Origin of the sequence: Micromonospora sp. NPDC005324, from assembly GCF_040607155.1 — a bacterium.
GTDB lineage: Bacteria > Actinomycetota > Actinomycetes > Mycobacteriales > Micromonosporaceae > Micromonospora > Micromonospora trifolii.
In genome coordinates, this window is record NZ_JBEXGE010000007.1 from 18,362 (window position 1) to 42,595 (window position 24,234).

A 24,234-nucleotide genomic window follows, 5' to 3' on the forward strand; every position below is an offset into this window, starting at 1 on the left:
AAGCGTCGAGGGCATTGATTGCCTCATCCAGGCGGGATGCGAGGCTGAGCAGGTGACTGACCCGCTCGCGCGCCGCGTCTACGACACCTGCCATCTCACCGGACGTTTCCGTCTGCGGTCCGGGCAGGTCAGCGAGGAGTACTTCGACAAGTACCTGTTCGAAGGGCAGCCGGCTCTGTTGCGCGAGGTCGCCGAGACGATGGTGGCCATGCTGCCGGAGTGCGACGTGCTGGCGGGAATGGAGATGGGCGGCATCCCTCTCGCCACTGTGATGTCACAGCTGACGGGGCTGCCCACGGTCTTCGTGCGGAAGCACGCCAAGGAGTACGGCACCACAAAGGCCGCCGAGGGCGGTCCGGTGAACGGGCGGCGTGTCGTACTGGTCGAGGACGTCGTCACCACGGGAGGAGCGCTGCTGGCATCGTGCGCGCAGCTACGGTCCATCGGCGCTCAGGTGGAAACAGTGGTCTGCGCCATCGACCGGGAGCAGGGCGGTCGTGAGAATCTGGCGGCCGAGGCGCTACAACTCCGCGCCGCCCTCACCCGCCGCGACCTGGAAACTTCCCTGTTGGCGTGACAGCTCTGCTGCCGCTCGACGGTGAGCGATGGCTGTCGTACCTGTGTGTGAGGCTTCGGGCATGGCGACTTTCGTTCTGATCCACGGTGGCGGGGGCAGCGCCTGGGACTGGCATCTCCTTGCCCCCGAGCTGACCAGCCGCGGCCACGACGTGGTCGTACCGGAACTGCCGATCGAGGACACGTCCGCGGGGTTCGCCGAGTTCTGCCAGACGGTCGTCGACGCGATCGGCGACCGGAGAGACCTCGTGGTCGTCGGGCACTCCTACGGTGCGTTCACCGCGCCGCTCATTGCCGACAAGCTGCCGGTGCGGCTGATCGTCCTGCTCACACCGATGGTCCCCAAGCCCGGTGAGAGGCCTGGTGACTGGTGGGCCAACACCGGTTACCGCAGCGCGGAAGGGCTCAGCGAGGAGCAGCAGTTCTACAACTGTGTGCCGGCCGAGATCATCGCGGAGGCAGCGGCACACGTCCGGGACCAGGTCAGCGCGGATGGGGACGAGCCGTGGCCCCTGGACACCTGGCCAGCCGTGCCGACGACGGTGCTCATCGCACGCGAGGACCGGTTCTTCCCGGCGGACTTCCAGCACCGGGTTGCCGCCGACCGGCTCGGCACCACCCCGGACGAAATGGACGGGGGCCACTCGGTGGCGCTCAGCCACCCGAAGCAACTCGCCGACCGCCTGACCGCGTACCTGTTGCCCTGAAGGCGGAACCAGGGCCGTCACGGTCCGAACCTCCGGGCACCCCAGGAAGACAGAAATAGGTTATCCCGGTCTCGGAGGTGGGCTGACGTGCTCCGGCCCGTGGATCCTCCGGGAGTTGTGCGATCGGAGCATGTGCGACAGGCTCACTGTCGCAGCATCTCTGGCGATTTCCAGCGACGGCGCTTGCTGCGAGGATTCCGACGAGGGCGAGCCCGGCGATAAGGTTTCCCTCGTCCGCGGCCGGCCGGCGTACGTCGTCACCTGAACTGTGGTTCCGGGGTGAGGCGGTGCACATCGGCACCGCCTCACCCCGGCTGAACGGTTACTGCCATGGCGCTGCTGGATATCGTTGTCACGACCGTTGGCGGCGCGCTCTCGGCGACGGTCGGGGTTTTCGTCGGCGGGATGGTCACCCGCCACGCACAGGACCGACACTGGCTACGGGACCGGCAACTCATGGCCTACCAGGACCTGCTGCGTGAGTACGCCACGTTCTCGATGATCTTGCGGCGCGCTCACCTGGAACGCACGGGCTGGGACTATGACTGGGGGGCGTGGAGCGCCGCACTGATGTCGGCCAGCCTCGTCGCCCCGCGCGCGGTCACCACCGAGATCGACAAGTTCGGCCAAGCGGTGCAGGGACTCCTGGACGTCACCACAGGGGTGGACACGACGACGGCGCCACTGTCGCAGGACCAGTTCGAGCAAGCGATGGTGGCACCGGCCCGAGCGCAACTGGCCTTGGTCAATGCCATGCGCCGATCCGTAGGACAGAGTCAGGGGCCGCTGTCGACGTGGTTGGGCGGAGCGACCGGCCGCCCACCACATTGGACGACGACCCAATCCGGGCAGAACGGCGCTGCCGGCCCGCAGCAGGCTTGACGCCAGGAGGGCGGCGACCTCACTGTCGAGTTCCAGGCCCACCTCGTGGATGGCGTCCACTCCCAACGAGCCGAACGCGTGGCTGGGTTGCTCGATGATGAACCGTGCTCCACCGTCGGGGCCGTCGCTGATCAACGTGCGCAGCGGCGCGTACAGCATGACCGCCGGGTCGTGGCGGAACATGCGCTCAGCCGTGGTGTGGTTGCCCATCAGGTATTCGACGCAGTGCCTGCTGTCGCCCGCGAGATTCATCATCGGTCGCAGGTCCGCGTTGAACGCCGTCGCGTCGTAGGCCGGGACGGCCTGCTCGTGCTGCTGCCGAAATCCTCGAAAGAGCGATCGATGCTGATGTCCAGGCACCGGGACTGGTAGCGACGTTCGGCCCATCCCCGTCCCATCGGCGTCCCTCGTCACCTACCGGGCTACTTCGCTGAACCTAGCAGCACTAGTCCGGAATGCGAGTTTAGTATCTAATCGCTGCTGATCCGACCGGCGATGGGGTGACGTGTGTGAACGGCGCGGAAGCACTGCTGCGGACACTGGTCGACGGCGGGGTCGAGGTCCTCTTCACGAACCCCGGCACCACCGAACTGCACCTGGTCGGAGCGCTGGAGTCGGTTCCCGAGCTGCACGGCGTACTCGCTCTCTTCGAGGGCGTTGTCAGCGGTGCGGCCGACGGTTACGCCCGGATCGCGGGCAAGCCCGCCGCGACGCTGCTGCATCTCGGGCCCGGTCTCGCGTACGGCCTGACGAACCTGCACAACAGCCGCCGCGCCAACTCGCCGGTGGTGAACATCGTCGGGGACCACGCGACGTTCCACACCGCCTTCGACCCACCGTTGAACTCCGACATCGCCGCGCTGGCGGGATGGCTGCGCGGCCCCGTCCGCCGTCCCGAGGACGCCGCCGGCGCCGGCCCGGACGCCGCAGCCGCCCTCGCCGCCGTCCTGGAGCCACCCGGACAGATCGCCACCGTGATCATGCCGGCGGACGTGTCCTGGTCCGACGGAGGTGCGGCCGGTGCTCCCGTGCGGTCCCGGCCGGCGCCGACCGTCGAGCAGGAGACGATCACGCAGGTCGCGGAGGCTCTTCGGAGCGGCGAGACGACAGCACTGGTGATCGGCGGACCGGCTCTGCGGGAGGCGGGCCTGCTGGCAGCGGGCCGCGTCGCCGCGGCGACCGGCGCGCGGGTCTTCCAGGAGCTCTACTCCAACCGGGTCGAACGAGGGGCGGGCCTACCCGCGTTCCCCCGGCTCGGCTTCTATCCCGACCAGGTGCTCGACCAACTGCACGGGGCGCGGCACGTCATCGTCGCGGGCACCAAGGCACCGGTCTCGTTCTTCGCCTACCCCGACCAGCCGAGCCTCCTCGTGCCCGAGGGCGCGCAGACACACGTCCTGGCCGAGGTCGGTCAGGACGCCGTCGCCGCGCTGATCCGACTCGCCGACCTGGTGGCACCGGACGCGGCGGCCCAGGTCACCGACCCGCACCGACCGGCACTCCCCACTGGCGCGCTCACAGTGCAGAACTGGGCCGACGTCATCGCGGCGCTGCTCCCCGAACGGGCCATCATCATCGACGAGTCAGTGAGTTCCGGCCTCGCTCTCGCCACCGCCACCGCCGGCGCTCCCCGACACGACGTGCTCATGCAGACCGGTGGCGCCATGGGCGACGGCCTGCCTCTGGCCGTCGGCGCCGCCGTCGCCGCACCCGACCGACCTGTGGTGGCGCTGGTGGCCGACGGCTGCGTCATGTACACCGCCACCGCGCTCTGGACCCAGGTGCGCGAGCGGTTGAACATCACCAACGTGATCCTCAACAACCACGGGTACGCGATCCTGCGCCAGGAGTGGGGATACTTCAGCAAGCAGCCGGGCTCGGCCAACCCCGACACGAATCCCCTGTTCGACCTGACCAACCCTCAGATCGACTTCGTCGGGCTGGCGAACGCGTTCGGGATGCCCGCCACCCGCGCCACCACCGCCGAGCAACTCGCGGAGCAGTTCTCCGCGGCACTGAACCAGCCGGGCCCGCACCTCATCGACGCCACCATCCCGCCCGCCGCCTAGGTCACCTGCTCAGCAGGACAACCCAGGGCAGGAGCCGACAGTACGCCGGAGGCGCGCGTTCAGGGATTTTGCCGGACCCTCGCCATGTTCAGATCCAGCTTGGGGCCGAAGAACCTGGTGAAGTCTTCCAGCGAGTCCGATCGAAGAATTTCCCGCGCGCCATCGAGGATGGCGACTGCTCCGGATGGAAGATCGAAAAGGTAGCCAACAACCTCCTCGTCCCTGATGAGAACGAAGACCTGTGGCACTTTCGCCACGACAACCGTTGAGACCTCAGGCATCGGCGGTTCGCTCACCGCCCACTGCTCTTCTGGCTCGCCAAGAGTTCCCATCATGTACGCCCTTTCCGGGACACCACGAAGCGCCCGTCCCGACGGGAGACCTCAACCGGCGGGCCTCAACATCGTCAGATTGTCTTGGGACAATCTATCTAGGATCGTGTGGGGACAATCTGGCTCAGAGTCAAGGATTGTCATGGGACAACCGGGAAGGGTGTGGACGTGCCGGTGCACTCGCGCTACCTGGACATCGCCTCCATGATCCGACAGCGGATCGAAGCTGGAGAATGGGTGCCAGGCGCACGGCTTCCGACTCTCAACGACCTCGCTGCCGAGTACGACGCCAACCGCGACACCATCGGTCGGGCCATCGCCCTTCTTGAGACGGAGGGCTACCTGTGGGCCGTCCAAGGGCGAGGAATCGCCGTTCGGTACGGCACCATGCGCCCACGTCGACCGCGCGGCGACGTGGTTAAGCGCAATGAGCAAGCAACCGGATACTCGTTCCCCTCGGCGAGCAGCCAGGAGGTATGGGTTCGCCACGGCAAGGCTGTCAGCGCGCCAGCCCGGCTGGACAATCCCCGCGTCGCCAAGCTTCTCGGCGTAGACCCTGGCACCGAGGTACTCCGCCGATTCCGGGTTACCGGGCCGGCGTCCGAAGCCCCATTTCAGATCAACATCTCGTGGGTTCACCCGCGCGTCGCCACCATCATTGCCGACCTGGACGCGAACCCCGCTGCGGGCGGGTGGCTCTACCACATTGAGAACGCCGGCCACTGGCCCATCAGCTGGATGGAGATCCACCGAGCCCGGATGCCCAGCAAGGACGAGGCCGCTCTCTTGGAGATCCCGACCAACCTGCCCGTGTTGGAGATCGTGCGGGTCGGCACCTCCGGAGCCAACAACAAGCCGGTCGAGGTGACCGAGTACGTCGTGGCGAGCGACCGGGTCGAGACGGTCCACGTTCTGCACCGCGCCGAAAACGCCCAGAAGCCATGGCCCGACATCGGATCGAGAGTTGACTCGTGACCGTGGCCCTCGCCCTCGAAGCCGCCAGCCGAACGCACCAGGGCCTCGTTCGTAGACGAAACGAGGACTCCCACAGCCAAGGGCAATGGCTCTTTGTCGTCGCAGACGGTCTCGGCGGCCACGTCGCCGGTGACATCGCCAGCAGCACGGTGACAGGTGTCATGGAGACATTTGATCGTCCTGTAGAAGCGAAGGATCTTGCCAGCTCTATGGGACGGGCGATCAACGAAGCGGGCGAGGCGTTACGCCGGAAGATCCGTAAAGACCCGAAGCTGGCTGGGATGGGAACCACGTTGGTCGCTCTGCTCTGTTCCGGCGACGAGGCGGTCGTGGCGAACGTCGGGGACTCCCGCGCTTACCTGATCCGACGCTACGACCGCCGCGACAACTCTCTGCTCCAGATCAGCGAGGACCACACCTACGGACACCTCGTCGCCAACGCTGGCGCGGTGCCGGATCTGGGTGAGAAGCTGGCCCGCTTTCTCGATGGTCGCAACGACGGCCGATCGCCCGACCTGTCGCCTCTCCAGCTCCATCCCGGTGACCGGATCTTGTTGTGCTCGGACGGTCTGAGTTCCTATGTGCCCCACGAGCAGATCCGGGCTGCGCTCTCATCTAGCGAGAGTCCTGGAAAGATTGCCGACCAACTCATCGCCATGGCAATTGATCAGGGCGGGCACGACAACGTCACGGTAATCGTCATCGATGTGACCCAGCGCTAGCACGCCCGATCCACACTCTCGTCGACGCGGCTACGGTTGGGCAGAAACCGACCGCTTGCGCACCAATACCGGACACCGGCCTTGAACGCCATCGCGCTTTTCTTCTGTCCAACGCCAGTAGGGTTGAGGGTATGAGCGCCCTCACCGACTACATCAACGCCTGGAACAGCAACGACACGGAGAGCATCGTCGCAACGGTCATACCTGACGCCGTCGTGACCGAAAGCTACGGACCCGTGTACCACGGGCAGGAGCGCATCCGAGAGTGGGCGGACACGTGGTTCGGCCGGGGCAGCCGTGTTCTGAACTGGGTCATCACAAACGAGTTCACCTCTGGTGACACGATCGTCGCTGAGTGGCGCTTCGACCACCGCGAGAAGAACGAGGATCGGTCCTTCGAGGGCTTGACGATCGCCACCGTACGGGATGGCAAGATTGCGGCGCTGCGCGAGTACGCCACGACCGCTGACTTGTACACGTGGGAAGGCGAGTGGAAGTAGGCCGCACTTCCCGGCCGCGTCCACGATTGGAACGAAACCGATCGGTCTCGCGCCACCGGCCCGGCGCGAGAACCATGACATGTGACCTCGCGATTTACAGGCTGAACCAGCGCATTTTTCAGACGCCACCGTTTCTCTCCACCGTAGATCGCAGCTCCCGGCACCGCCAAAGCAGGGTGAGCACTCCGGCGACGGCCAGCCCGAGCAGCGGGGCGACGCCCATCCCGGCCAGCGTGCAGGCCACCGCGAGCAGCGCCGGCGGCAGCCAGCACCAGGCCGGCACGGTACGCGGGGCCCGACCGCGCCGACGGGCCGCGGCCTCCACTGCCATCGGCACCACCAGCACCGGCAAGGCGGCGGCCAGCAGGGTCAGCCAGGGCAGCACCAGACGGTCGAACCGCGCCACCGCCAGCATCCCGCCGAGCACCGCGACGAACAGCATCGCCGCCCGCGCCGGCAGGCGGGGAGCGAGGCCCCGCAACGCCAACGAGCCGGAGTAGGTGGTGGTCAGCGCCGCCGCGAAGACCGCCACCGCGACGAACAGATTCGCGTACGCGGCCAGCCCCGACCCGGAGGCGAGCAGCGCGACCACGTCGGCCGAGCCGGTCCGCAACCACAGGCCGGCGCCGGCGAGCACCCCGAGCACCGCAGGCCCGATCAGCAGCCCCACGCACCAGACCAGGTCCCGCCTCCGGGAAAGGCCCACGCTGAAGTCCGGTGCCCGCAACGCGAACACTGCCGCGTACCCGATCAGCGCGGCGGCGTCGGCGAGCCCACCGCCGGCGAGGCGGACCGGCGCGCCGGGCGGTGGCAGCACCGTCAGGCACCAGCCGACCAGCACCACCGCGCTGAGCGTGGTGACCACCGCGACCCGGTTGCCCAGCCGGGCCGGCGCCCAGGACACGGCGAGGACCGCCACCTCCAGCAGCGCCGGCCCGGCCCAGCCCGGCAGGTGGGTCAGCGCGGCCAGCGAGGCCCCACCGAGCCCGACGTTGAACCCGTTCCAGCCGACCATCGACACGGCCAGCACCGCCGCCAGCAGCAGCCGCGAGGTGTCCCCCAGGTACGCGGGCAGCACCGCTGTCAACGTCCCGCCGTCGCCGAGCGGTCGGCGAAGCCCGATCCGACCCTGCCCCCAGAGCAGGGCCGCCATCAGCGCCCCGCCGACCAGCAGCCCGGCCACCGGCACCGCGCCGCCGTGGCGGGCGGCCATCGCCGCGCCGAGCACCAGCGTGGCGGGAGCGGTGCCGATGCCCAGCCAGGCGCCGACCGCCGCCGGCCACCGCCGTTCGGGGATGTCAGACAACGTGGCGCAGGTAGCCGGCGATCGCCGCGTCGAGCACCTCCGCGCCCGGACGCGCCCACACCTCGGCGGAGAAGACCTCCACCTCGATCGGGCCGACGTAGCCGGCCGCGTCCACCGCCTCGCGCAGCCGACGCAGCTCGATGCAGCCGTCGCCGGGCAGCGCCCGGCCGAGCAGCACCCCCTCCGGCAGCGGGGTCACCCAGTCGCAGACCTGGAACGCGGCGATCCGGGTTGCGGCCCGCGCGATCTGCGCGTACACGGTGTCGTCCCACCAGATGTGGTACGCGTCGACGACCACGCCGACCACCGCCGGGTCGAACTGCTCGGCGATGTCCAGCGCCTGGCCGAGAGTGGCGATCACGCACCGGTCGGCGGCGAACATCGGGTGCAGCGGCTCGATGGCCAGCCGCACGCCGGCGGCCTCGGCCTGCGGGGCCAGCTCGCCGATCGCGTCGGCCACCCGACGCCGCGCGCCGTCGACGTCCCGGCTGCCCGCCGGCAACCCACCGGAGACCAGCACCAGTTCCGGGGCACCGAGGACGGCGGCCTCCTCGATGGCCCGCAGGTTCTCCGCGCGCCAGTCGTCGGCGGAGAAGAACCCGCCCCGGCACAGCGAGGTGACGGCGAGGCCGGCGTCGCGGACCAGTTTCGCCGAGCGGGCCAGCCCATACTCGGCCACCGGTTCGCGCCACAGGCCGATGCCCGGCACGCCGGCCGCCACGCACCCGGCCACCACCTCGGGCAGCGGCCAGCGCTGGGCGGTGGCCTGGTTGAAGGAGAAGCGCGCGAGGCTCACTGGGCTGGTCTTCGCTCGCGACTGCGGGGCTCGTAGAACCGGCTCACTCCTCGCGCTCACTGCTCCACCCCCGCCACAGTGAAGAAGGCCCGGGCGCGGGCGGCGGCCAGGTCGGCGTCGGGCAGCAGCCCGGCCGCGTCGGCCAGGGTGAGCAGGGTGGCCAGGTGCGCCGGGGACCGGCCGGACTGCGCGCCACCGACCATCGTGAAATGGTCCTGGTGGCCAGCCAACCAGGCCAGGAACACGATCCCCGTCTTGTAGTGCCAGGTCGGCGCCGCGAACAGGTGCCGGGCCAGCGGCACGGTGGGCCCGAAGATCTCGTCGTACGCCGTCAGGTCGCCCCGGTCCAGCGCGGCCAGCGCGGCGGCGGCGGCCGGCGCGATGGCCGCGAACACCCCGAGCAGCGCGTCGGAGTGACCCACCTCGTCACCGCGGATCAGCTCCGGGTAGTGGAAGTCGTCACCGGTGTAGAGGCGTACCCCGGCCGGCAGGCGGCGGCGCAACGCGACCTCCCGGTCGGCGTCGAGCAGCGACACCTTGATGCCGTCCACAGCGGACTGACGCGCCTTGATCAGCTCGATCACCGTGTCGGCGGCCAGGTCCAGGTCGACCGAACCCCAGTAGCCGGTCAACGCCGGGTCGAACATCGGGCCCAGCCAGTGCAGCACCACCGGTTCGTCGGCGGCGCCCAGCAGCTCGTCGTACACCCGCAGGTAGTCCTCCGGGCCGCGCGCGGCGGCGGCCAGGTGCCGGCTGCACATCAGCACCGGCCGGGCCCCGGCGGCGCGGACGTCGTCGAGCTGCTCGGCGTACGCGGCGGTGACCGCCGCCAGGGTGGCCGGGCCGACCGGCAGTTGGTCGGTGCCGACCCCGGCGACGATCCGCCCGCCCACCGCGCGGGCCTCGGCGGCGCTACGCCGGATCAGCTCCCGAGTGGCCGGGTAGTCCAGCCCCATCCCCCGCTGGGCGGTGTCCATCGCCTCGGCGACCCCCAGCCCGTACGACCACAGGTGCCGCCGGAAGGCGAGGGTGGTGTCCCAGTCCACCGTCGCCGGGGCACCCGGCACGTTCTCCGCGCGCGGGTCGGCGACCACGTGCGCGGCGGCGTACGCGATCCGGCTGGTCGCCGGCACGTCCGGTGGGGCGAAGCCGCTCCCCCCGGCCAGCCGGTGCCGCCGCCCGCCCGGCAACGCCACCTCGGCACTCATGAGCGCAGCTCCGGCACCTCAATGCGACCGCCCTCGCGGGCCGAGCGCAGCCCCAGCTCGGCGAGCTGCACGCCGCGCGCGCCGGCCAGGAAGTCCCACCGGAACGGCTCGCCGGCCACCACGTGCCGCAGGTACGCCTCCCACTGCACCTTGAAGCCGTTGTCGAACTCCTCGTTGTCGGGCACCTCGGCCCACTGGGCGCGGAAGTCCTCGGTGGCCGGCAGGTCCGGGTTCCACACCGGCTTCGGGGTGACCGCCCGGTGCTGCACCCGGCAGTTGCGCAGGCCGGCGATCGCGCTGCCCTCGGTGCCGTCGACCTGGAACTCCACCAGCTCGTCGCGGTACACGCGCACGGCCCAGGACGAGTTGATCTGCGCGATCACCCCGCCGTCGAGTTCGAAGGTGGCGTACGCGGCGTCGTCGGCGGTGGCCGCGTACCCGTGACCGGCCTCGTCGACCCGTTCGGGCACGTGGGTGGCGGTCACGCAGGAGACGGCCGTGACCCGGCCGAACAGCTCCTCCAGCACGTAGTGCCAGTGCGGGAACATGTCGACCACGATGCCGCCGCCGTCCTCGTTCCGGTAGTTCCACGACGGCCGCTGAGCGGGCTGCCAGTCGCCCTCGAAGACCCAGTACCCGAACTCGCCGCGCACCGAGAGGATGCGGCCGAAGAAGCCGCCGTCGATGAGGCGCTTGAGCTTGCGCAGACCGGGCAGGAAGAGCTTGTCCTGCACGACACCGGTGCGGACGCCGGCCGCGTCCGCCGCCCGGGCCAGGTCGAGGGCGGCCGCGGTGTCCTCGGCCAGGGGCTTCTCCGTGTAGATGTGCTTGCCGGCCTCGATGGCCTGCCGGATCGCCTTCTCCCGTTGCTGGGTGACCTGGGCGTCGAAGTAGATCTCGACGTCGTCGCGGGCCAGCGCCGAGGTCAGGTCGGTGGTCCAGTCGGTCAGCCCGTGCCGCTCGGCGAGCTCCCGGAGCTTCGTCTCGTTGCGCCCGACCAGGACCGGTTCCGGCCAGATGGTGGTGCCGTCGGCCAACGCCACACCACCGGATTCGCGGATGGCCAGCAGCGACCGGACGAGGTGCTGCCGGTAGCCCATCCGTCCGGTCACGCCGTTGACGATGATGCCGATCGACCTGCGGGTCATGGTGTTCCTTCCGTCGTGCTGGTCGTGCCGATCCGCGCTCAGTGGTTGGCGGCCGCGCTGCCGAGCAACCCACGCAGGTCGGTGGCGAGCCGGTCGAAGCGGGGATCCGACATCACCTGCGCGTAGTCGCGGTGCGCCGGCAGCTCGACCGGGAAGGTGCGGATGATGCGGCCGGGCCGGGGACTCATCACCACGACCCGGGTGCCGAGGAAGACCGCCTCGGCGATGGAGTGGGTGACCAGCACCACAGTGGTCCCGGTCTCCCGCCAGATCCGGTGCAGTTCGGCGTTCATCTGCTCGCGGGTCAGCGCGTCCAAGGCGCCGAACGGTTCGTCCATGAGCAGCACCGGCGGGGAGTGCAGCAGCGCGCGGCAGAGCGCCACCCGCTGCTGCATGCCGCCGGACAGCTCGTGTGGCAACGCCTTCTCGAAGCCGGTCAGGCCGGTCATCTCGATCAGCTCGTCGGCGCGGCGGGCGGCCTGCGCCCGGTCCATGCCGCGCATCTCGGCCTGGAGCAGGATGTTGGCTCGGGCACCGCGCCACTCCAGCAACGCGGCCTTCTGGAAGACGAAGCCGATCTCCTTCTGCGGGCCGCGCACCGGGCGTTCCAGCAGCGACACCTCGCCGCTGGTCGGCTTGACCAACCCCGCGACGATCTTCAAAAGGGTGGACTTTCCGCAGCCGGACGGGCCGACGATCGAGACGAACTCGCCCGGCTCGATGTCCAGCGACACGTCGTCCAACGCTGTGGTCTGCGACCGCCGGGTGGTGAACCGGACGGTCAGCCCGGACATCCCGATGGCGGTGCCGGTGGCTGCCGGCGCGGCGGTCACCGGGTCACCCCTGCGCCGCGTACGAGGAGTCCCAGTACGCGCTGGGCGCTCCCGGGTCCTTCAGCTCGGCGTAGCGGGACATCAGGTCGATGGTCTCGGTCCACTGGGCCTCGGTGTTCACCCCGGGCGGGCCGTCCGCGCCGATCAGCGGCATGTTGAGCGTGAGCTGCTTGGTGAGCACCTCGGGCGCCGGCTCGTTCTCGGCCAGAGCCGTCATCGCGCTCACCGCGCCGGCCGGGTCCCGGGCGGCGTCGGCCCAGGACTTCTGGGTGGCCCGGACGAACTTGCGGACCAGCTCCGGGTCCTTCTGCAGGGTCTGGGTGTTGGCGATCAGGCCGGTGCCGAGCAGGTTCATCCCGTAGTCGGCGAAGAGCAGCACGTCGACCTTCTTGCCGGTCTTGCTCTCGATGGTGGGCGCCTGGTCGTGGAAGAAGCCCATGATGGCGTCGACCTTGCCCTCGGCCAGGGCGGCGATCTTGCCGGCGGCGTCGACGTTGACCACCTTGACGTCGTCCTTCTTGAGGCCGTTCTTCTCCAGCCAGGCCGGGAAGGTCGCGTAGAGGGCGTCGCCGGGGGTGCCGCCGACGGTCTTGCCCTTGAGGTCGGCCGGCGTCTTGATGTTCTCCTCGGTGAAGAACTCCACCGAGGAGGGTCCCTTCTCCAGGTACGCGCCGAGGCTGCGCACCGGCATGCCGCTGGCCACCGACTTCAGCAGCACCGGGCTGTCCGCCCAGCCGAAGTCCGTCTGCTTCTGGGCGACCTGCTTGACGGTGTTGCCCGAGCCGTTGCCGGGCAGGATCTTCAGGTCGATGCCCTCGGCGGAGTAGTAGCCCTTCTGCAGGCCGTAGTAGAAGGGCGCGTGCTCGCCGTAGGGCACCCAGTTCAGGGTGAGGGTGACCTGCTTGCTGCCGTCGGCGTTGGTGCTGCCGGCGTTGTCGTCCCCACCGCAGCCGGTAGCGGCGAGAAGCAGGGCGGCGGTGGCCAGGATGGTGGTGGCGGTGCGTTTCATCGGTGCCTCCGTGATGGGGTCGGTTAGGAGGTGGTGAGGGACACGCTGGCCCGGCGGCTGGCATGCCACGGAATGAGCAGTGCCTCGGCGATCTCGACCAGGACGAACAGGACGATGCCGATGGCGGACATCAGGATCAGGTCGGCGAACAGCAGTGGGGCGTCGAGGTTGCCGTTGGCCAGCAACAGGACGTAGCCGAGCCCTTCGCTGGCGCCGACGAACTCGCCGACCACGGCACCGACCACGGCGAGGGTGACGGCCACCTTCAGGCCGGCCATCAGGTGCGGCAACGCGTTCGGGAAGCGGATCTTGCGGAAGGTGCGCCACGGCCCGGCGCCCATCGTGGCGGCGAGGTCGAGCAGCTCCGGGTCGGTGGAGCGCAGCCCGGCCACGCCGGAGATGACCACCGGGAAGAACGCGATGAGCACCGCCAGGATGACCTTCGGGGTGAGGCCGAGGCCGAACCAGACCACCAGCAGCGGCGCGATGGCGATCTTCGGAATGACCTGTGCGAACAGGACGATCGGGTAGAGCGCCTTGTCCAGGGTGCGGGAGTAGGCGATGGCGACGGCGGTGACCAGACCCAGCGCGGCGGCCAGCACGAAGCCGAGCACCGTCTCGTAGAGGGTGACCAGTGTGTGCCGGGCCAGCTCGGACCACTGCGTGGTCATCGTCTCCCAGACCTGGCCGGGGGTGGGCACCAGGTAGTTCGGGACGTACTCCCGGGCCGCCACGAACCACCAGGCGGCGAAGAAGACAGCGAGCACCAGCGCCGGGCGCCAGAGCGAGTCGGCGAAGGCCACCGCCCGGCGACCGAGCGTGGGACGTGGTCGACGGCCGCCGCCGGGCGGCGGTTTTGTCACAGTGGACGTGTTCGTGCCGTCGAGGCCGTCCGCCGCACCATCGCTGCCCGGCCCGGCGGCGGCTTCTCGCGCACCACCGGCCTGGGCGGCGGCGGCCTTCCGGCCCGCCGTGTCCAAAGAGTTCTCGGTCACGCGGAACCTCCTCGGGGGGCCCGGCACGGCACCCATGAACCGGGCCGGTCGGCGCATCAGGCAAACGCTTTCCTGGAGCGTAGGCGGCCCCCTCACGCCGGGCAAGGCCTTTCCTCGATCTGTTTCCACCGATGCCCCGGCAGCCCGACAGCTGTCCCGAAGGGACGGTCAGCCGGCCGCCGGGTAGGTGTCCAGGAGGCCGCACATGCCCAACCGGCCCCGCTCGACCGGCTCGTTCACCGCGTACACCCCGGCGTCGCCCAGGTGGCCGGGATCCCCCCGCTCCAGGGCGTCGAGCTGGGCGACGGTGTCGGCGGCGGCACGGCCGGCGCCGGCCTCCCACCGCTGCCGCCACCGCGCCAGCAACGGCTGGCGCAGGGCGATCGCGGCGGCGTGGAACGCGGCCAGCGCCGCCGGACCGCCGGACCGCAGCGCCTGGAAGCCGGTCACCGCCAGATCCCGACGGCGGTACGCGACGTGCACGTCCGCGCCCGGCGCTCCCCCGTCGGGCAACGCCGCCGCCGTGGCGTACGCGGCCGGGTCGGCCAGCACCTCGGGTGGGAAGGTCAGCACCGCGTCGCCGGCCTCGGGCAGGCCGCTGTTCTGCATGAGCACCACGATGCTCAGCCCGCCCCCGTTGACCAGGCGGTGCACGGTGCCCGGCTCGAACCAGACCACCACCCCCGGCCGCAGCGGCGTCTCCCGGTAGCCGGACGCGTTCAGGGTCTGCACCACACCCTCGCCGTCGGTCACCACGTACCCCTCGGTGCAGCACAGGTGCACGTGTGGGGTGCCGCCGACCAGGCCGTCCGGGGCCACTGTGTCGTAGACGCGCAGCCGGGACACCCCGACGCCGCCGGGCAGCGGTGCCGGGCGATCACGCATCGAAGTACTCGTCGGTGTCGTCCGCGGCCGGCAGGGACACCAGCAGCACTGTGAGATCGCCGATGGCCCGGTGCCGGCAGCCCGGCTTGATCAGGAACGCGGACATCGGCCGGGCGGGGTGACGGACGCCGTCCAGCTCGATCTCGCCCTCACCGGCGAGGACGACGTAGTACTCGGTGGCGATCCGGTGGTGGTGGGTCACCGCGTCCTGCACCTGGAGCAGGTGAACGCTGGCCTGGCCCTCGCTCTCGGCGATGAAACCCCGGCGGGTGGTCCCACACGAGCAGCGGCGGGCGGGAAGGTCGTCAAGTTGAAGTACCGCGAAGCGATCGGACACGGCCGGGCCTCCCTGCGGGAAAGGGCTTTCTCTGCGGTACGGTGACGCTAGCCGGCACGACGAAACGCCGTCAACAGATCGAGGGGGCGGGCCATGGCGACCCTGTCCGATGTGGCCCGCCGAGCGGGCGTCTCGCCCGCCACCGCCTCCCGCGTCATCAACGGCAGCAGCAAGCCGGTCACCGACGAGCTGCGCGAACGGGTGCTCGCCGCCGTCGCCGAGTTGCAGTACGTGCCGAACGCGCACGCCCAACTGCTGGCCCGCTCGCACCGCAGCGCGGTCGGCGTCATCGTGCACGACGTCTCCGACCCGTACTTCGCCGAGATCACTCGCGGGTTGCAACGGGTCGCCACCGACCAGGGCCGGCTGCTGATGATCTGCAACAGCTACCGGGACCCGGACCGCGAGTTGGAGTACGTGGAGCTGCTGCGCGGCCACCAGGTGGCGGCGCTGATCCTGGCCGGTTCGGGCTACCACGACGAGGTGTTCACCCGGCAACTCAACGAGAAGCTCGCCGCCTACGAGGCCACCGGCGGGCGGGTGGCGGTGATCGGTCGGCACGAGCACTCCGGCGACGCGGTGATGCCGGACAACCGGACCGGTGGCTACCTCGCCGGGCGGGAGCTGTGCGGCCTGGGGCACCGGGCGATCGGCGTGGTCGCCGGCCCGCGCATCCTGACCACCACCACCGACCGGCTCGCCGGCCTCCGGCAGGCCCTCACCGAGCAGGGCCGCGAGCTACCCGAACCGCGCATCCGGTACGCGGAGTTCGACCGCGACGGTGGCGCCGAGGCCACCGCCCGACTGCTCGACGCCGACCCGGAGCTGACCGCGATCGTGGCGCTCAACGACTCGATGGCCATCGGCGCGCTCGCCACCCTGCGCGCGCGGGGGTTGGCCGTGCCGCAGCAGATCTCGGTGCTGGGTTTCGACGACATGCCGATCGCCCGGGACGTGACCCCGGCACTGACCACCGTGCGACTGCCCCTGGTCGACATGGGGGTGCGGGCGATGTCCCTGGTGCTCGGCGTCGGCGCCCCGACGCCCCGGGTCGAGGTGCTCCCCGCCGAACTGGTCCGCCGTGACACCGCCGGTCCCGTCCCACTGTCCACCCGCGCCACAGCGGGTTCCGCGCCCCGCGCGCGGCGAGGTGACACCACGTCGTGACCGGTGCCAGCCCGACCCAGCGGCCCCTCACAGGCGCCGACGTGGCGTACCTGGTCGGTGCGTCGTTCGGGCCACACACCCGGGTCCGGGACGCCGGTCCGCTGGCCGGCGGCGGGTACGCGACGGTCTGGTGGGTGCTGCTCGACGACGACCGTCGGGTGGTGCTGAAGCTGGCTCCGCCGGCCGGAACGCCGCTGCTGCGCTACGAGCGCGGGCTCTGCGCTGCCGAGGAACGGTACTTCCGGCTCGTCGCGCAGCGGGCGCCGCAGGTGCCCGTCCCACCGGTGCTCCGGCGCGGCGCCGACCCGGCGTACGGCGAGTGGTTGGTCACCGCGATGCTGCCCGGCCGGTCGCTGTCCAACCTGGCCGAGGCCGGTGTCGTGGTCGACGACGGCCCGGCGCGCTACGACCTCGGGGTGGCCCTCGCCGCGTTGCACCGGGTGACCGGTGAGCGGTTCGGGTACGACGACGACCGGGCCGGCGGGCCGACCTGGCGGGCGGCGTTCACCGCGATGCTCGACGCGCTCCTGGCCGACGCGGTCGACTGGGACGTCCGACTGCCGGTGACCCCGGAGCAGCTACGCGCGCTGGTGGGGCGGCACGCCGACGTGCTCGACGAGGTGCGCCGGCCGGCGCTGCTGCACGTCGACTGCTGGGACGGCAACGTGCTGGCGGCACCCGACGAGGACGGCCGGTTGCGGCTGTGCGGCCTGGTGGACGGCGAGCGGTTCCTCTACGGCGACCCACTGCTGGACCTGGTCTCGCCGCTGCTCTTCCGACGCGTCGAGGACGAGCCGGAGCACCCCCTGCTGCGCGGCTACCAGGCCGCCGCGCCCCAGCCGCTGGTGCTGAACGCGTCGGCACGCCGCCGGCTCGGTCTCTACCGGTTGCACCTGTACCTGCTGATGACTGTGGAGATGCCCAGCCGTGGGATGACCGCGCGCAGCCATCCCGGCCGGTACGCCCGGCTGGCGGCCCTGCTCGACGAGCAACTCGCCGCGCTCGCCGTAGGCTGACGGCCCGGCGCGGGTGGCGTCCGCCGCGTGGTCGGACGCCGCCCGCCCGCGGTCAGGGCAGGTCGATCGGGCGCAGCACCCGGTCCACGGCGTGCGCGATCTGCCGGTTGCCCTTGTTGACGTCGTAGGAGACGACCCGCGCGTCACGGTCGTCGGTGTCGGCGTCGACCAGCCGCACCTGGCGGAAGAAGTACAGGTAGGTGCGCACGTCGACCTCGACGGACGAGCCGAGCGCGGTGGTCAGGTCAGTGCCGTCGGCCCGGACCGCCGCCTTGCGATCGATGGTGGCACCCGGGACCACGTGGTAGAGCAGCACCGACTCGACGGTGTCGATGCCCAGCCCGGCCACGGCGGTGAAGGCGGCGCTCTCACTCGGCAGCTTCCGGGCCTGCGTGATCTCGCGGACCAACTGCTGGAAGGCGGCGTCGGTGGGGATGAACGCGGTCAGCGCCACGGTGCCGTCGGTGAGCACCTTGACCGGAGAATTCGGCTTGGCCTCCAGCACTGCCAGCACGGCCGCCGTCAGCACGTCGAAGTCACGCGAGTTGTGGTCGAAGCCGCTGCTGTCGCGGGTGAGCACCTGAGCGAGTGACGTCGTGCCGAGCGGCTTGGGCTTGCTGGTGGCCTGAGCCGCCGGTACGGCGACTGCGGTGGTGGCCAGCGCGGTGGCCACGGCGCCCACCGCCATCCGGGCGGCGATTCGTGCGATCTTCATCAGCGGGCCTTTCGTCGAAGCGACCGGATCCGTGACGTCTCGTCACGATCCATGCTTCGCACCGGGTGGGCCGCGCGGATGCACCAGCGGATAACGGATTGTCCGGGGCTCCTGCCGGGGCCTAACCTCCCCGGGTGCTGATTCGGGAGTTCGTCGACCGGGACTGGTCGCAGGTGTGGCCGATCATCGAGGAGATGATCCGGGCACAGGAGACGTTCCCCTACGACCCGGCGATGACCGCCGAGCAGTCGTACGGCATGTGGGTCGAGGCGCCCCCGGGGCGTACCGTCGTGGCGGTCGACGGCGAGCGGGTGCTCGGCACCGCGAAGATGGGCACCAACCGGCCAGGGCCGGGCGCGCACGTGTCCACCGCCAGCTTCATGGTCGCCACCGAGGCGCGGGGCCGGGGCGTGGGCACGGCGCTGTGCCGTGACGCCCTGAGCTGGGCCCGCCGGCAGGGGTACGCCGGCATGCAGTTCAACGCCGTGGTGGAGAGCAACGAGTCGGCGGTGCGGCTGTACCGGCGAGAGGGCTTCGAGGTCGTCGGCACCGTGCCGGGCGCGTTCCGTCACCCCACTGTGGGCCGGGTCGGCCTGCACGTCATGTACCAGGAGTTCTGAGGCCTCCGCCCCCGCTCGCGGCTCAGCCGCCAGCCGGGGCCGGGCGCAGTCCGGGCTGCCCGGCGGCCGGCTCCGCGCCGGCCCGGCGGATCGGGGTGAAGAGGCCGCCGACCGCGACCAGCAGGCACCCCGCGCCCGCCACGAGCGTGACCGCCGCGGCACCGTACCGGCCGGCGGCCCAGGTCAGCACGACGGCGCCGGCCGGACCGAGGGCGTAGTGCGTGCTCCAGAACGCCGACGTGACCCGGCCCAGCAGATGATCGGGGGTGATCTCCTGCCGCAGGGACATCGAACAGATCCCGCCGACGCTGAGACAGCACAGGTACACCGCGGTCAGCGCGGTGACCGCGGGCACTGTGGTGGCGATGCCGACCCCCGCCACGGCGAAACCGCAGATCGCCTGCGCGCCGATCCAGGTGGCACCGAAGCCGCGACGGCGGCGCAGCGGCGCCACCAGCAGCGCGCCGGCGACAGTGCCCAACGCCGCCAGGCCGAGCACCGTGCCGACGGTGCCCTCGGAGCCGCCGAGATCGTGCGTGACGTGGTAGATCAGCACGTCGACGAAGCCGTAGGTGAGGAAGATGAAGACCGACAACAGGACGGTCAGCGCGCGCAGCACGGGATTCCGCCACAGGAACCGCGCCCCGGCCAGGAACTCGGCCAGCGGGCGCTGCCGCGCCACCCCCTGGTCCACCTGGACAGGGCGCAGTCGGATCAGCCACAGGCCGGCCGCCGAGAGCGCGAAGCTCGCCGCGTTGACGGCGATGGCGGTGGCCGGGCCGAAGCGGGCCGCCACCACACCGGCGAGCAGCGGCCCGAGGACGGCCGCCGCCGCGTACGTCGCCTGCAACCGGCCGTTGGCCTCGGTGATCCGGTCGGAGTCGACGAGGTTGCGAACCGCTGTCACTGCGGCGACCTGGAACAGCATGCCGGCCGCCTCGCACATCGGCAGCACGACGAAGAGCAGCCAGACCTGCGGGCTGGCCAGCCACGCCAGTGGCACCAGGGCGTACAGCACCAGTCGGGCCAGGTCCGCCACGATCATCAGGGTGCGGCGGTCGTACCTGTCGACCAGCACCCCACCGAAGATCCCGGCGACGACGGACGCCGCGCCCGCGGCGGCGGTGATCAGGCCCATCTGCGCCACCGACCCGGTCGCCTGGAGCACCAGCAGCGGCACCGCCAGGTAGGCGAACGAGTCGCCGGCCGCCGAGAGCGACTGGGCGACCCAGTACGTGCCGAAGGTGCGGTCCCGCCAGAGCGGAGCCCTACCAGCGGCGGCGGATCGGCTCATCGCGCCAAGGGTAGTGAACGCGCCCCTGCGACGCTGGCCGTGGCGGGCGTCACACCGCTGCGATGTCACGAACCAACCAGCGGCACGCATCTCGTGGTCGTCAGTCCGATCAGAGAGGCGAGACAATGAGCACAGCGCATCGACAGGTCCCGGCGGGCACGCACCGCGTGCTGATCCTCGGCGCGGGCTACGCGGGCATGGCCACGGCGACCCAGCTCGCGGCACGGACCAGGCGGGCCGACGTGCAGGTGACAGTGGTCAACGCGCAGGAGCGGTTCACCGAGCGCCTCCGGCTGCACATGACGGCGACCGGTCAGCGGCTCGCCGAGCTGAACATCCCCCACCTGCTGGCGGGGACGGGCGCGCAGTTCGTGCGCGGCTGGGTGACGGCGGTGGACGCCGACGCGAAGACCGTCCGCGTCGACGACAGCCGGGTGCTGCGCTACGACACCCTGGTCTACGCGTTGGGCAGCGTGACGGACACGGCGGCGGTCCCGGGCGTCGAGGAGCACGCGTACGCCCTGGACGGTCCGAGCGGCGCGACCACGCTGGCGGACCGGTTGGCACGGCTCGGCGCCGGCACTGTCGTCGTGGTCGGCAGCGGGTTGACCGGGGTCGAGGCGGCCGCGGAGATCGCGGAACGACACCCGCAGGTCGGTGTCACGCTGGTGGGCCAGCAGGACCCGGGGGCGAGCATGAACCCGAAGGCCCGGGCGTACCTGCGGGCCGCGCTGACCCGCCTCGGCGTCCAGGTGATCACCGGAGCGCAGGTCACCAGGGTCCGGCCCGACGGGGTCGAGCTGGCCGGTGCGCAGAGCGTGGCGGCCGACATCGTCCTCTGGTCGGGTGGTACCCGGGTGGCGCCGCTGGCGGCCGCCGCCGGGCTGACCGTCGACGAGCGCGGTCGCGTCGTCACCGACGCCGCGTTGCGGTCGGTGTCGCACCCCGACGTGTACGCGATCGGCGATGCGGCAGCGATCCGGCAGGGCTACGGGGTGCTGCACGGCACCTGCCAGAGCGGCATGCCGACCGGCGTGCACGCGGCGGTGTCGATCGCCCGCACGCTGCGGGGTAGGCAACCCAGACCGTTCCGGTTCGGTTACTACCACAAGCCGGTGAGCCTGGGCCGAAACGATGCGGTCGTGCAGTTCACCCGCCCCGACGACAGCCCTCGCCGTGGGTGTCTGACCGGGCGGATGGCGGTCTGGTACAAGGAGACCGTGACCGCCTCGCCCTGGCCGACCTACCGTCGCATGTCGCGGTTGCCCTCCTCCGGTGCGTTCTGGCCGCGCGGTGGCCGCTTCACCCGCCTGCGGGACGCGCGGTGACGCACCCGCCGGACGCCGACGAGCAGGTGTTCCACGGTCATCGCAACCTGCTGTTCTCGGTTGCCTACCGGATCCTCGGCAGCGCGGCCGATGCCGAGGACGCGGTGCAGGACGCCTGGATCAGCTGGTCCTCGGCGGACCGCTCCCAGGTCGCCGACCCCAAGGCGTACCTCGCCCGCATCGTGTCGAACCTCGCGTTGCAGCGCCTGCGCACGGCGCGGCACCACCGCGAGACCTATGTGGGGCCGTGGTTGCCCGAACCCGTCCTGACCGTTGCGGACGCCGCCGACGCCGTCACCGACGCCGAGTCGGTGTCGATGGCGATGCTGGTGGTGCTGGAGACGCTCAGCCCGCTCGAGCGTGCCGTGTTCGTCCTGCGGGAGGTCTTCGACTTCAGCCACGCGGAGATCGCGGTCGCGGTGGAACGCTCCGAGGCCGCGGTCCGCCAGACCGCCCACCGTGCTCGCGAGCACGTGCGGGGCCAGCGGCCACGCTTCACAGCGGACCGATCGCAACAGCGCGGGGTCACCGAGCGGTTCCTCGCCGCCTCGACCGGTGGCGACATCAACACCCTGCTGCAGCTGCTGTCCCCGGATGTCGCGTTCCGGACCGACGGTGGCGGTAAGGTCCGCCAGGCCCTGCGTCCCATCAGGGGTGCCGAGAGAGTCGCGGCGTGGTTCGCGGCCATCGGCACCGTCGCCTACCAGGGCATTGCGCCGCACGACATGCGTGCCGCCCTGGTCGAGATCAACGGGGGGCCTGGGCTGGTGTTCAGCGGTGCGGGCCGGGTGGTCGCCACCCTCTCTTGCGACATCGACGCCAGCGGCCGCATCACGACCATCCACAACGTCGCCAACCCCGACAAGCTTCGCGCCGTCGCCGACGGCACCACCCACCACCTCGCGACGCGCTGAGGCCGGCCCGGCTCACCGTCAGCCGGTGCTGGTGAGGTCGGTCGTCGCCGCGAGCTCCGTGCTGCTCGACGAGTCTGACGGGCACAGCATGCCCGAACGTCCGGAAACGGCCGCGGGATCCCCCGCGGCCGTTTCCGAAGTCGCTGAGCTCAGCCCTTGCGCAGCGGGGCGAGCGCGGTGCTCCAGGCGACCACCTGGTCGAGCGTGGCGGTCAGCGAGTCCTGGTGGAACTGGTTGGGCTTGAAGACGCTGAAGTTCTCGAAGTCGGTGAAGAGCGACAGCGCGACCTGCGAGCGCACGTCGGCCATCTGGAGCTCACCGGAGATCAGACGCAGGTGCTCCACGGCGCGCGTCCCGCCGACCGAGCCGTAGCTGACGAAGCCGACTGCCTTGTTGTTCCACTCGGCGTAGAGGAAGTCGATCGCGTTCTTCAGGGCGCCCGAGGTCGAGTGGTTGTACTCGGGGGTGACGATGACGAAACCGTCGAACGACGCGATCGTCTCGGCCCACCGCTTGGTGTGCGGCTGGGTGTACTGGCCCATCGAGGGCGGGTACGCCTCGTCGAGGTGCGGCAGCTGGTAGTCGAGCAGGTCGATCAGCTCGTACTCCGCGTCTGAGCGCTGCTTGGCGATGTCGAGCACCCAGCGGGCGACGGCCTCGCCGTTACGCCCCGGGCGGGTGCTTCCGAGGATGATCCCGATCCTGGTCATGTGTGGCGCCCTTTCAGAGGTCCTTGCCTGACGACGGGAAAGCTATCCGGTGCTTGATTGGTCAAGCAAACATCTAGCCTATGGGCGTTGTCACACGGAGGGTGAGCATTTGCTTAGTCAAACAAGTATGGTAAGAGGATGGCCAGCCCCTCCGCAGCGACTCCGCACCCTCTCACCCCGGACGAGGAAGCCCTGGTCCGCGCTCTGGGCCAGGTGATGCACGTCCTGCCCCGAGCGATCGACGCGGACATGGTCGGTGACCGTCAGCTACCGCTCACCGAGTACACCGCGCTGATGAACCTCTCCGAGGCACCAGACCGGCGGATGCGCATGAACGAGCTCGCCGCGCTCTGTTACCTCTCGCTCAGCGGCATGACCCGCACGATCATCCGGCTGGAGACGCAGGGTCTGGTCCGGCGGGAACGCTGCGAGGAGGACGCGCGCGGCTGGAACGCCGTCCTCACCGACGCGGGTTTCGCCCGCCTGGAGGAGTCCTGGCCCAGTCACCTGGCTGCCCTACGCCGCCGGTTCCTCCGGCACCTCGAGGGCTTCGACCTCGCCCAGCTGGCCCGCGCGTTCCAGCGGGCCGGCACGGCAGAGCCGACCGACTGAGCCGACGCGGGCCCAGTCGGTCGCCCGTCCGGCCTCAGCCGGGAAGCCGGCCCTCGGCCACCAGCGCCCACGCCAGCGATCCGAAGGCGCCGGTCGACGCGACGGCGCGGACCACGTTGGCGCGGACCCAGGTGACCTCGAAGCGCGCCCGCAGCGCCGCGAGGTCGGTGGCGTCGTCGACATCGCCGGCGCGGGCCAGCACGTTGTTGAGCGGCACGTTGACCACGGCGGTGACGCCGAGCACCACCAGGTACAGCAGCAGCCCGGCGACGATCCACGGCAGCACCGCCCGACGCCCGTCCCCCAGGTGCAGCGCCGCCGCCAGCAGCGTGAACAGCAGCGCGCCGCCGAAGCACACAGCGAACCAACCGTTGAGGATCGACTCGTTGATCCGCCGCATGGCGAGCACCAATGTCCGGTCGTCGGTGCGGGCCAGACCCGGCATGACCGCGTACGCGAAGGCGGCGAACAGCCCGGCGGTCAGGCCGGTGGTCAGTGTGGCGGCGAACAGGCTGGCGGTACTCAGAACTCCCATCCGCCTATTGCACCCGTTGGCGTGCGCGCTGACCAGACGGGAC

The 24,234-nt window shown here is 70.7% G+C and carries 28 protein-coding genes; 14 read left to right on the top strand and 14 right to left on the bottom strand.

All coding sequences use genetic code 11. From position 1 onward, the window contains the following. The first annotated feature begins 52 nt into the window (after window positions 1–52). The 5 genes from pyrE (at window position 53) to ABZS40_RS09405 (ending at window position 4,234) form a co-directional block, all read left to right on the top strand. Complete coding sequence (gene pyrE, locus ABZS40_RS09385; RefSeq protein ID WP_354942851.1) at window positions 53–577, top strand: orotate phosphoribosyltransferase; 525 nt, start codon at window positions 53–55, stop codon at window positions 575–577. A gap of 61 nt (window positions 578–638) precedes the next feature. Beyond that, window positions 639–1,283 (top strand): alpha/beta hydrolase, encoded by a 645-nt coding sequence (locus tag ABZS40_RS09390; protein WP_354942852.1) that lies wholly within the window; start codon window positions 639–641, stop codon window positions 1,281–1,283. Between the two features lie 330 nt (window positions 1,284–1,613). Continuing rightward, window positions 1,614–2,165: a hypothetical protein gene (locus tag ABZS40_RS09395; RefSeq protein ID WP_354942853.1), complete on the top strand. Its 552-nt coding sequence runs from the start codon at window positions 1,614–1,616 to the stop codon at window positions 2,163–2,165. A gap of 78 nt (window positions 2,166–2,243) precedes the next feature. Next, window positions 2,244–2,537 carry a hypothetical protein gene (locus tag ABZS40_RS09400; protein ID WP_354942854.1) on the top strand — a complete coding sequence of 98 codons (294 nt, stop codon included), beginning with the start codon at window positions 2,244–2,246 and terminating at the stop codon, window positions 2,535–2,537. A 137-nt stretch (window positions 2,538–2,674) separates the two neighbouring features. After that, window positions 2,675–4,234, top strand: coding sequence for an acetolactate synthase large subunit (locus ABZS40_RS09405; protein ID WP_354942855.1), 1,560 nt, complete (start codon window positions 2,675–2,677; stop codon window positions 4,232–4,234). 59 nt (window positions 4,235–4,293) lie between these two features. On the opposite strand, the gene ABZS40_RS09410 is transcribed toward ABZS40_RS09405, so the two are convergent. Further along, the gene (locus ABZS40_RS09410; protein WP_354942856.1) at window positions 4,294–4,530 is read right to left on the bottom strand and encodes a hypothetical protein; all 237 of its coding nucleotides are present in this window, start codon (window positions 4,528–4,530) and stop codon (window positions 4,294–4,296) included. 210 nt (window positions 4,531–4,740) lie between these two features. Between ABZS40_RS09410 and ABZS40_RS09415 the strand changes: the two genes are divergently transcribed. The 3 genes from ABZS40_RS09415 to ABZS40_RS09425 all read left to right on the top strand — a co-directional run bounded on the left by ABZS40_RS09415 (window position 4,741) and on the right by ABZS40_RS09425 (window position 6,763). Beyond that, on the top strand, window positions 4,741–5,541 hold the full coding sequence (locus ABZS40_RS09415; RefSeq protein WP_354943044.1) for a GntR family transcriptional regulator: 801 nt from the start codon (window positions 4,741–4,743) through the stop codon (window positions 5,539–5,541). Window positions 5,542–5,543: 2 nt separating this feature from the next. Further along, entirely contained in the window at window positions 5,544–6,263 is a 720-nt protein-coding gene (locus tag ABZS40_RS09420; protein ID WP_354943045.1) for a protein phosphatase 2C domain-containing protein, read from the top strand. Between the two features lie 131 nt (window positions 6,264–6,394). Further along, window positions 6,395–6,763 (top strand): nuclear transport factor 2 family protein, encoded by a 369-nt coding sequence (locus ABZS40_RS09425; protein WP_354942857.1) that lies wholly within the window; start codon window positions 6,395–6,397, stop codon window positions 6,761–6,763. 118 nt (window positions 6,764–6,881) lie between these two features. Here the strand turns inward: ABZS40_RS09425 and ABZS40_RS09430 are convergent, their stop codons facing one another. From ABZS40_RS09430 to ABZS40_RS09470, 9 genes are all read right to left on the bottom strand, one after another. Continuing rightward, window positions 6,882–8,069 (bottom strand): hypothetical protein, encoded by a 1,188-nt coding sequence (locus ABZS40_RS09430; RefSeq protein ID WP_354942858.1) that lies wholly within the window; start codon window positions 8,067–8,069, stop codon window positions 6,882–6,884. Next, window positions 8,062–8,865, bottom strand: a complete 804-nt coding sequence (locus tag ABZS40_RS09435) for a sugar phosphate isomerase/epimerase family protein (RefSeq protein ID WP_354942859.1) — start codon at window positions 8,863–8,865, stop codon at window positions 8,062–8,064. The genes ABZS40_RS09430 and ABZS40_RS09435 overlap by 8 nt, the downstream gene beginning before the upstream one ends. A 56-nt stretch (window positions 8,866–8,921) precedes the next feature. Further along, window positions 8,922–10,073 (bottom strand): dihydrodipicolinate synthase family protein, encoded by a 1,152-nt coding sequence (locus ABZS40_RS09440; protein ID WP_354942860.1) that lies wholly within the window; start codon window positions 10,071–10,073, stop codon window positions 8,922–8,924. Continuing rightward, window positions 10,070–11,221 (bottom strand): Gfo/Idh/MocA family oxidoreductase, encoded by a 1,152-nt coding sequence (locus tag ABZS40_RS09445; RefSeq protein WP_354942861.1) that lies wholly within the window; start codon window positions 11,219–11,221, stop codon window positions 10,070–10,072. The genes ABZS40_RS09440 and ABZS40_RS09445 overlap by 4 nt, the downstream gene beginning before the upstream one ends. Before the next feature lie 38 nt (window positions 11,222–11,259). Continuing rightward, on the bottom strand, window positions 11,260–12,054 hold the full coding sequence (locus ABZS40_RS09450) for an ABC transporter ATP-binding protein (protein WP_354942862.1): 795 nt from the start codon (window positions 12,052–12,054) through the stop codon (window positions 11,260–11,262). 4 nt (window positions 12,055–12,058) lie between these two features. Beyond that, the gene (locus ABZS40_RS09455; protein WP_238681313.1) at window positions 12,059–13,063 is read right to left on the bottom strand and encodes an ABC transporter substrate-binding protein; all 1,005 of its coding nucleotides are present in this window, start codon (window positions 13,061–13,063) and stop codon (window positions 12,059–12,061) included. A gap of 23 nt (window positions 13,064–13,086) precedes the next feature. Further along, window positions 13,087–14,058 (bottom strand): ABC transporter permease, encoded by a 972-nt coding sequence (locus tag ABZS40_RS09460; RefSeq protein WP_354942863.1) that lies wholly within the window; start codon window positions 14,056–14,058, stop codon window positions 13,087–13,089. A 168-nt stretch (window positions 14,059–14,226) separates the two neighbouring features. Next, entirely contained in the window at window positions 14,227–14,943 is a 717-nt protein-coding gene (locus ABZS40_RS09465; protein ID WP_354942864.1) for a cupin domain-containing protein, read from the bottom strand. Continuing rightward, the gene (locus tag ABZS40_RS09470; protein ID WP_091398731.1) at window positions 14,936–15,280 is read right to left on the bottom strand and encodes a cupin domain-containing protein; all 345 of its coding nucleotides are present in this window, start codon (window positions 15,278–15,280) and stop codon (window positions 14,936–14,938) included. Before ABZS40_RS09470 ends, ABZS40_RS09465 begins: the two co-directional genes overlap by 8 nt. Before the next feature lie 93 nt (window positions 15,281–15,373). Between ABZS40_RS09470 and ABZS40_RS09475 the strand changes: the two genes are divergently transcribed. Continuing rightward, complete coding sequence (locus ABZS40_RS09475; RefSeq protein ID WP_354942865.1) at window positions 15,374–16,447, top strand: LacI family DNA-binding transcriptional regulator; 1,074 nt, start codon at window positions 15,374–15,376, stop codon at window positions 16,445–16,447. Then, a complete protein-coding gene (locus ABZS40_RS09480) occupies window positions 16,444–17,463 on the top strand; it encodes an aminoglycoside phosphotransferase family protein (RefSeq protein WP_354942866.1) in 1,020 nt (339 codons plus the stop codon). Before ABZS40_RS09475 ends, ABZS40_RS09480 begins: the two co-directional genes overlap by 4 nt. Before the next feature lie 52 nt (window positions 17,464–17,515). Here ABZS40_RS09480 and ABZS40_RS09485 read toward each other — a convergent pair whose 3' ends face one another. Next, on the bottom strand, window positions 17,516–18,178 hold the full coding sequence (locus ABZS40_RS09485; RefSeq protein ID WP_354942867.1) for a fasciclin domain-containing protein: 663 nt from the start codon (window positions 18,176–18,178) through the stop codon (window positions 17,516–17,518). A 134-nt stretch (window positions 18,179–18,312) separates the two neighbouring features. Here ABZS40_RS09485 and ABZS40_RS09490 point away from each other — a divergent pair, with 134 nt between their 5' ends. Then, a complete protein-coding gene (locus ABZS40_RS09490; RefSeq protein WP_354942868.1) occupies window positions 18,313–18,798 on the top strand; it encodes a GNAT family N-acetyltransferase in 486 nt (161 codons plus the stop codon). 22 nt (window positions 18,799–18,820) lie between these two features. Here ABZS40_RS09490 and ABZS40_RS09495 read toward each other — a convergent pair whose 3' ends face one another. Beyond that, window positions 18,821–20,092 carry an MFS transporter gene (locus tag ABZS40_RS09495; RefSeq protein WP_354942869.1) on the bottom strand — a complete coding sequence of 424 codons (1,272 nt, stop codon included), beginning with the start codon at window positions 20,090–20,092 and terminating at the stop codon, window positions 18,821–18,823. A 125-nt stretch (window positions 20,093–20,217) separates the two neighbouring features. Between ABZS40_RS09495 and ABZS40_RS09500 the strand changes: the two genes are divergently transcribed. Both ABZS40_RS09500 and ABZS40_RS09505 read left to right on the top strand, forming a co-directional pair. Next, complete coding sequence (locus ABZS40_RS09500) at window positions 20,218–21,420, top strand: FAD-dependent oxidoreductase (RefSeq protein WP_354942870.1); 1,203 nt, start codon at window positions 20,218–20,220, stop codon at window positions 21,418–21,420. Continuing rightward, window positions 21,417–22,334, top strand: a complete 918-nt coding sequence (locus ABZS40_RS09505) for an RNA polymerase sigma-70 factor (protein ID WP_354942871.1) — start codon at window positions 21,417–21,419, stop codon at window positions 22,332–22,334. The genes ABZS40_RS09500 and ABZS40_RS09505 overlap by 4 nt, the downstream gene beginning before the upstream one ends. 149 nt (window positions 22,335–22,483) lie before the next feature. On the opposite strand, the gene ABZS40_RS09510 is transcribed toward ABZS40_RS09505, so the two are convergent. Next, on the bottom strand, window positions 22,484–23,044 hold the full coding sequence (locus ABZS40_RS09510) for an NAD(P)H-dependent oxidoreductase (RefSeq protein WP_354942872.1): 561 nt from the start codon (window positions 23,042–23,044) through the stop codon (window positions 22,484–22,486). A gap of 138 nt (window positions 23,045–23,182) precedes the next feature. Here ABZS40_RS09510 and ABZS40_RS09515 point away from each other — a divergent pair, with 138 nt between their 5' ends. Then, window positions 23,183–23,656 (top strand): MarR family winged helix-turn-helix transcriptional regulator, encoded by a 474-nt coding sequence (locus tag ABZS40_RS09515; RefSeq protein ID WP_354942873.1) that lies wholly within the window; start codon window positions 23,183–23,185, stop codon window positions 23,654–23,656. Window positions 23,657–23,690: 34 nt separating this feature from the next. Here the strand turns inward: ABZS40_RS09515 and ABZS40_RS09520 are convergent, their stop codons facing one another. Then, complete coding sequence (locus tag ABZS40_RS09520; protein ID WP_354942874.1) at window positions 23,691–24,191, bottom strand: anthrone oxygenase family protein; 501 nt, start codon at window positions 24,189–24,191, stop codon at window positions 23,691–23,693. Window positions 24,192–24,234 lie beyond the last annotated feature (43 nt).

Excerpts from the sequence above, each read along its gene's own strand:
- ABZS40_RS09445 (WP_354942861.1), bottom strand. The coding sequence starts at position 11,221 with ATGACCCGCAGGTCGATCGGCATCATCGTCAACGGCGTGACCGGACGG.
- ABZS40_RS09510 (WP_354942872.1), bottom strand. The coding sequence starts at position 23,044 with ATGACCAGGATCGGGATCATCCTCGGAAGCACCCGCCCGGGGCGTAAC.
- ABZS40_RS09440 (WP_354942860.1), bottom strand. The coding sequence starts at position 10,073 with ATGAGTGCCGAGGTGGCGTTGCCGGGCGGGCGGCGGCACCGGCTGGCC.
- ABZS40_RS09515 (WP_354942873.1), top strand. The coding sequence starts at position 23,183 with ATGGCCAGCCCCTCCGCAGCGACTCCGCACCCTCTCACCCCGGACGAG.
- ABZS40_RS09455 (WP_238681313.1), bottom strand. The coding sequence starts at position 13,063 with ATGAAACGCACCGCCACCACCATCCTGGCCACCGCCGCCCTGCTTCTC.
- ABZS40_RS09495 (WP_354942869.1), bottom strand. The coding sequence starts at position 20,092 with ATGAGCCGATCCGCCGCCGCTGGTAGGGCTCCGCTCTGGCGGGACCGC.
- ABZS40_RS09395 (WP_354942853.1), top strand. The coding sequence starts at position 1,614 with ATGGCGCTGCTGGATATCGTTGTCACGACCGTTGGCGGCGCGCTCTCG.
- ABZS40_RS09465 (WP_354942864.1), bottom strand. The coding sequence starts at position 14,943 with ATGCGTGATCGCCCGGCACCGCTGCCCGGCGGCGTCGGGGTGTCCCGG.
- ABZS40_RS09485 (WP_354942867.1), bottom strand. The coding sequence starts at position 18,178 with ATGAAGATCGCACGAATCGCCGCCCGGATGGCGGTGGGCGCCGTGGCC.
- ABZS40_RS09475 (WP_354942865.1), top strand. The coding sequence starts at position 15,374 with ATGGCGACCCTGTCCGATGTGGCCCGCCGAGCGGGCGTCTCGCCCGCC.
- ABZS40_RS09390 (WP_354942852.1), top strand. The coding sequence starts at position 639 with ATGGCGACTTTCGTTCTGATCCACGGTGGCGGGGGCAGCGCCTGGGAC.
- ABZS40_RS09500 (WP_354942870.1), top strand. The coding sequence starts at position 20,218 with ATGAGCACAGCGCATCGACAGGTCCCGGCGGGCACGCACCGCGTGCTG.
- ABZS40_RS09520 (WP_354942874.1), bottom strand. The coding sequence starts at position 24,191 with ATGGGAGTTCTGAGTACCGCCAGCCTGTTCGCCGCCACACTGACCACC.
- ABZS40_RS09425 (WP_354942857.1), top strand. The coding sequence starts at position 6,395 with ATGAGCGCCCTCACCGACTACATCAACGCCTGGAACAGCAACGACACG.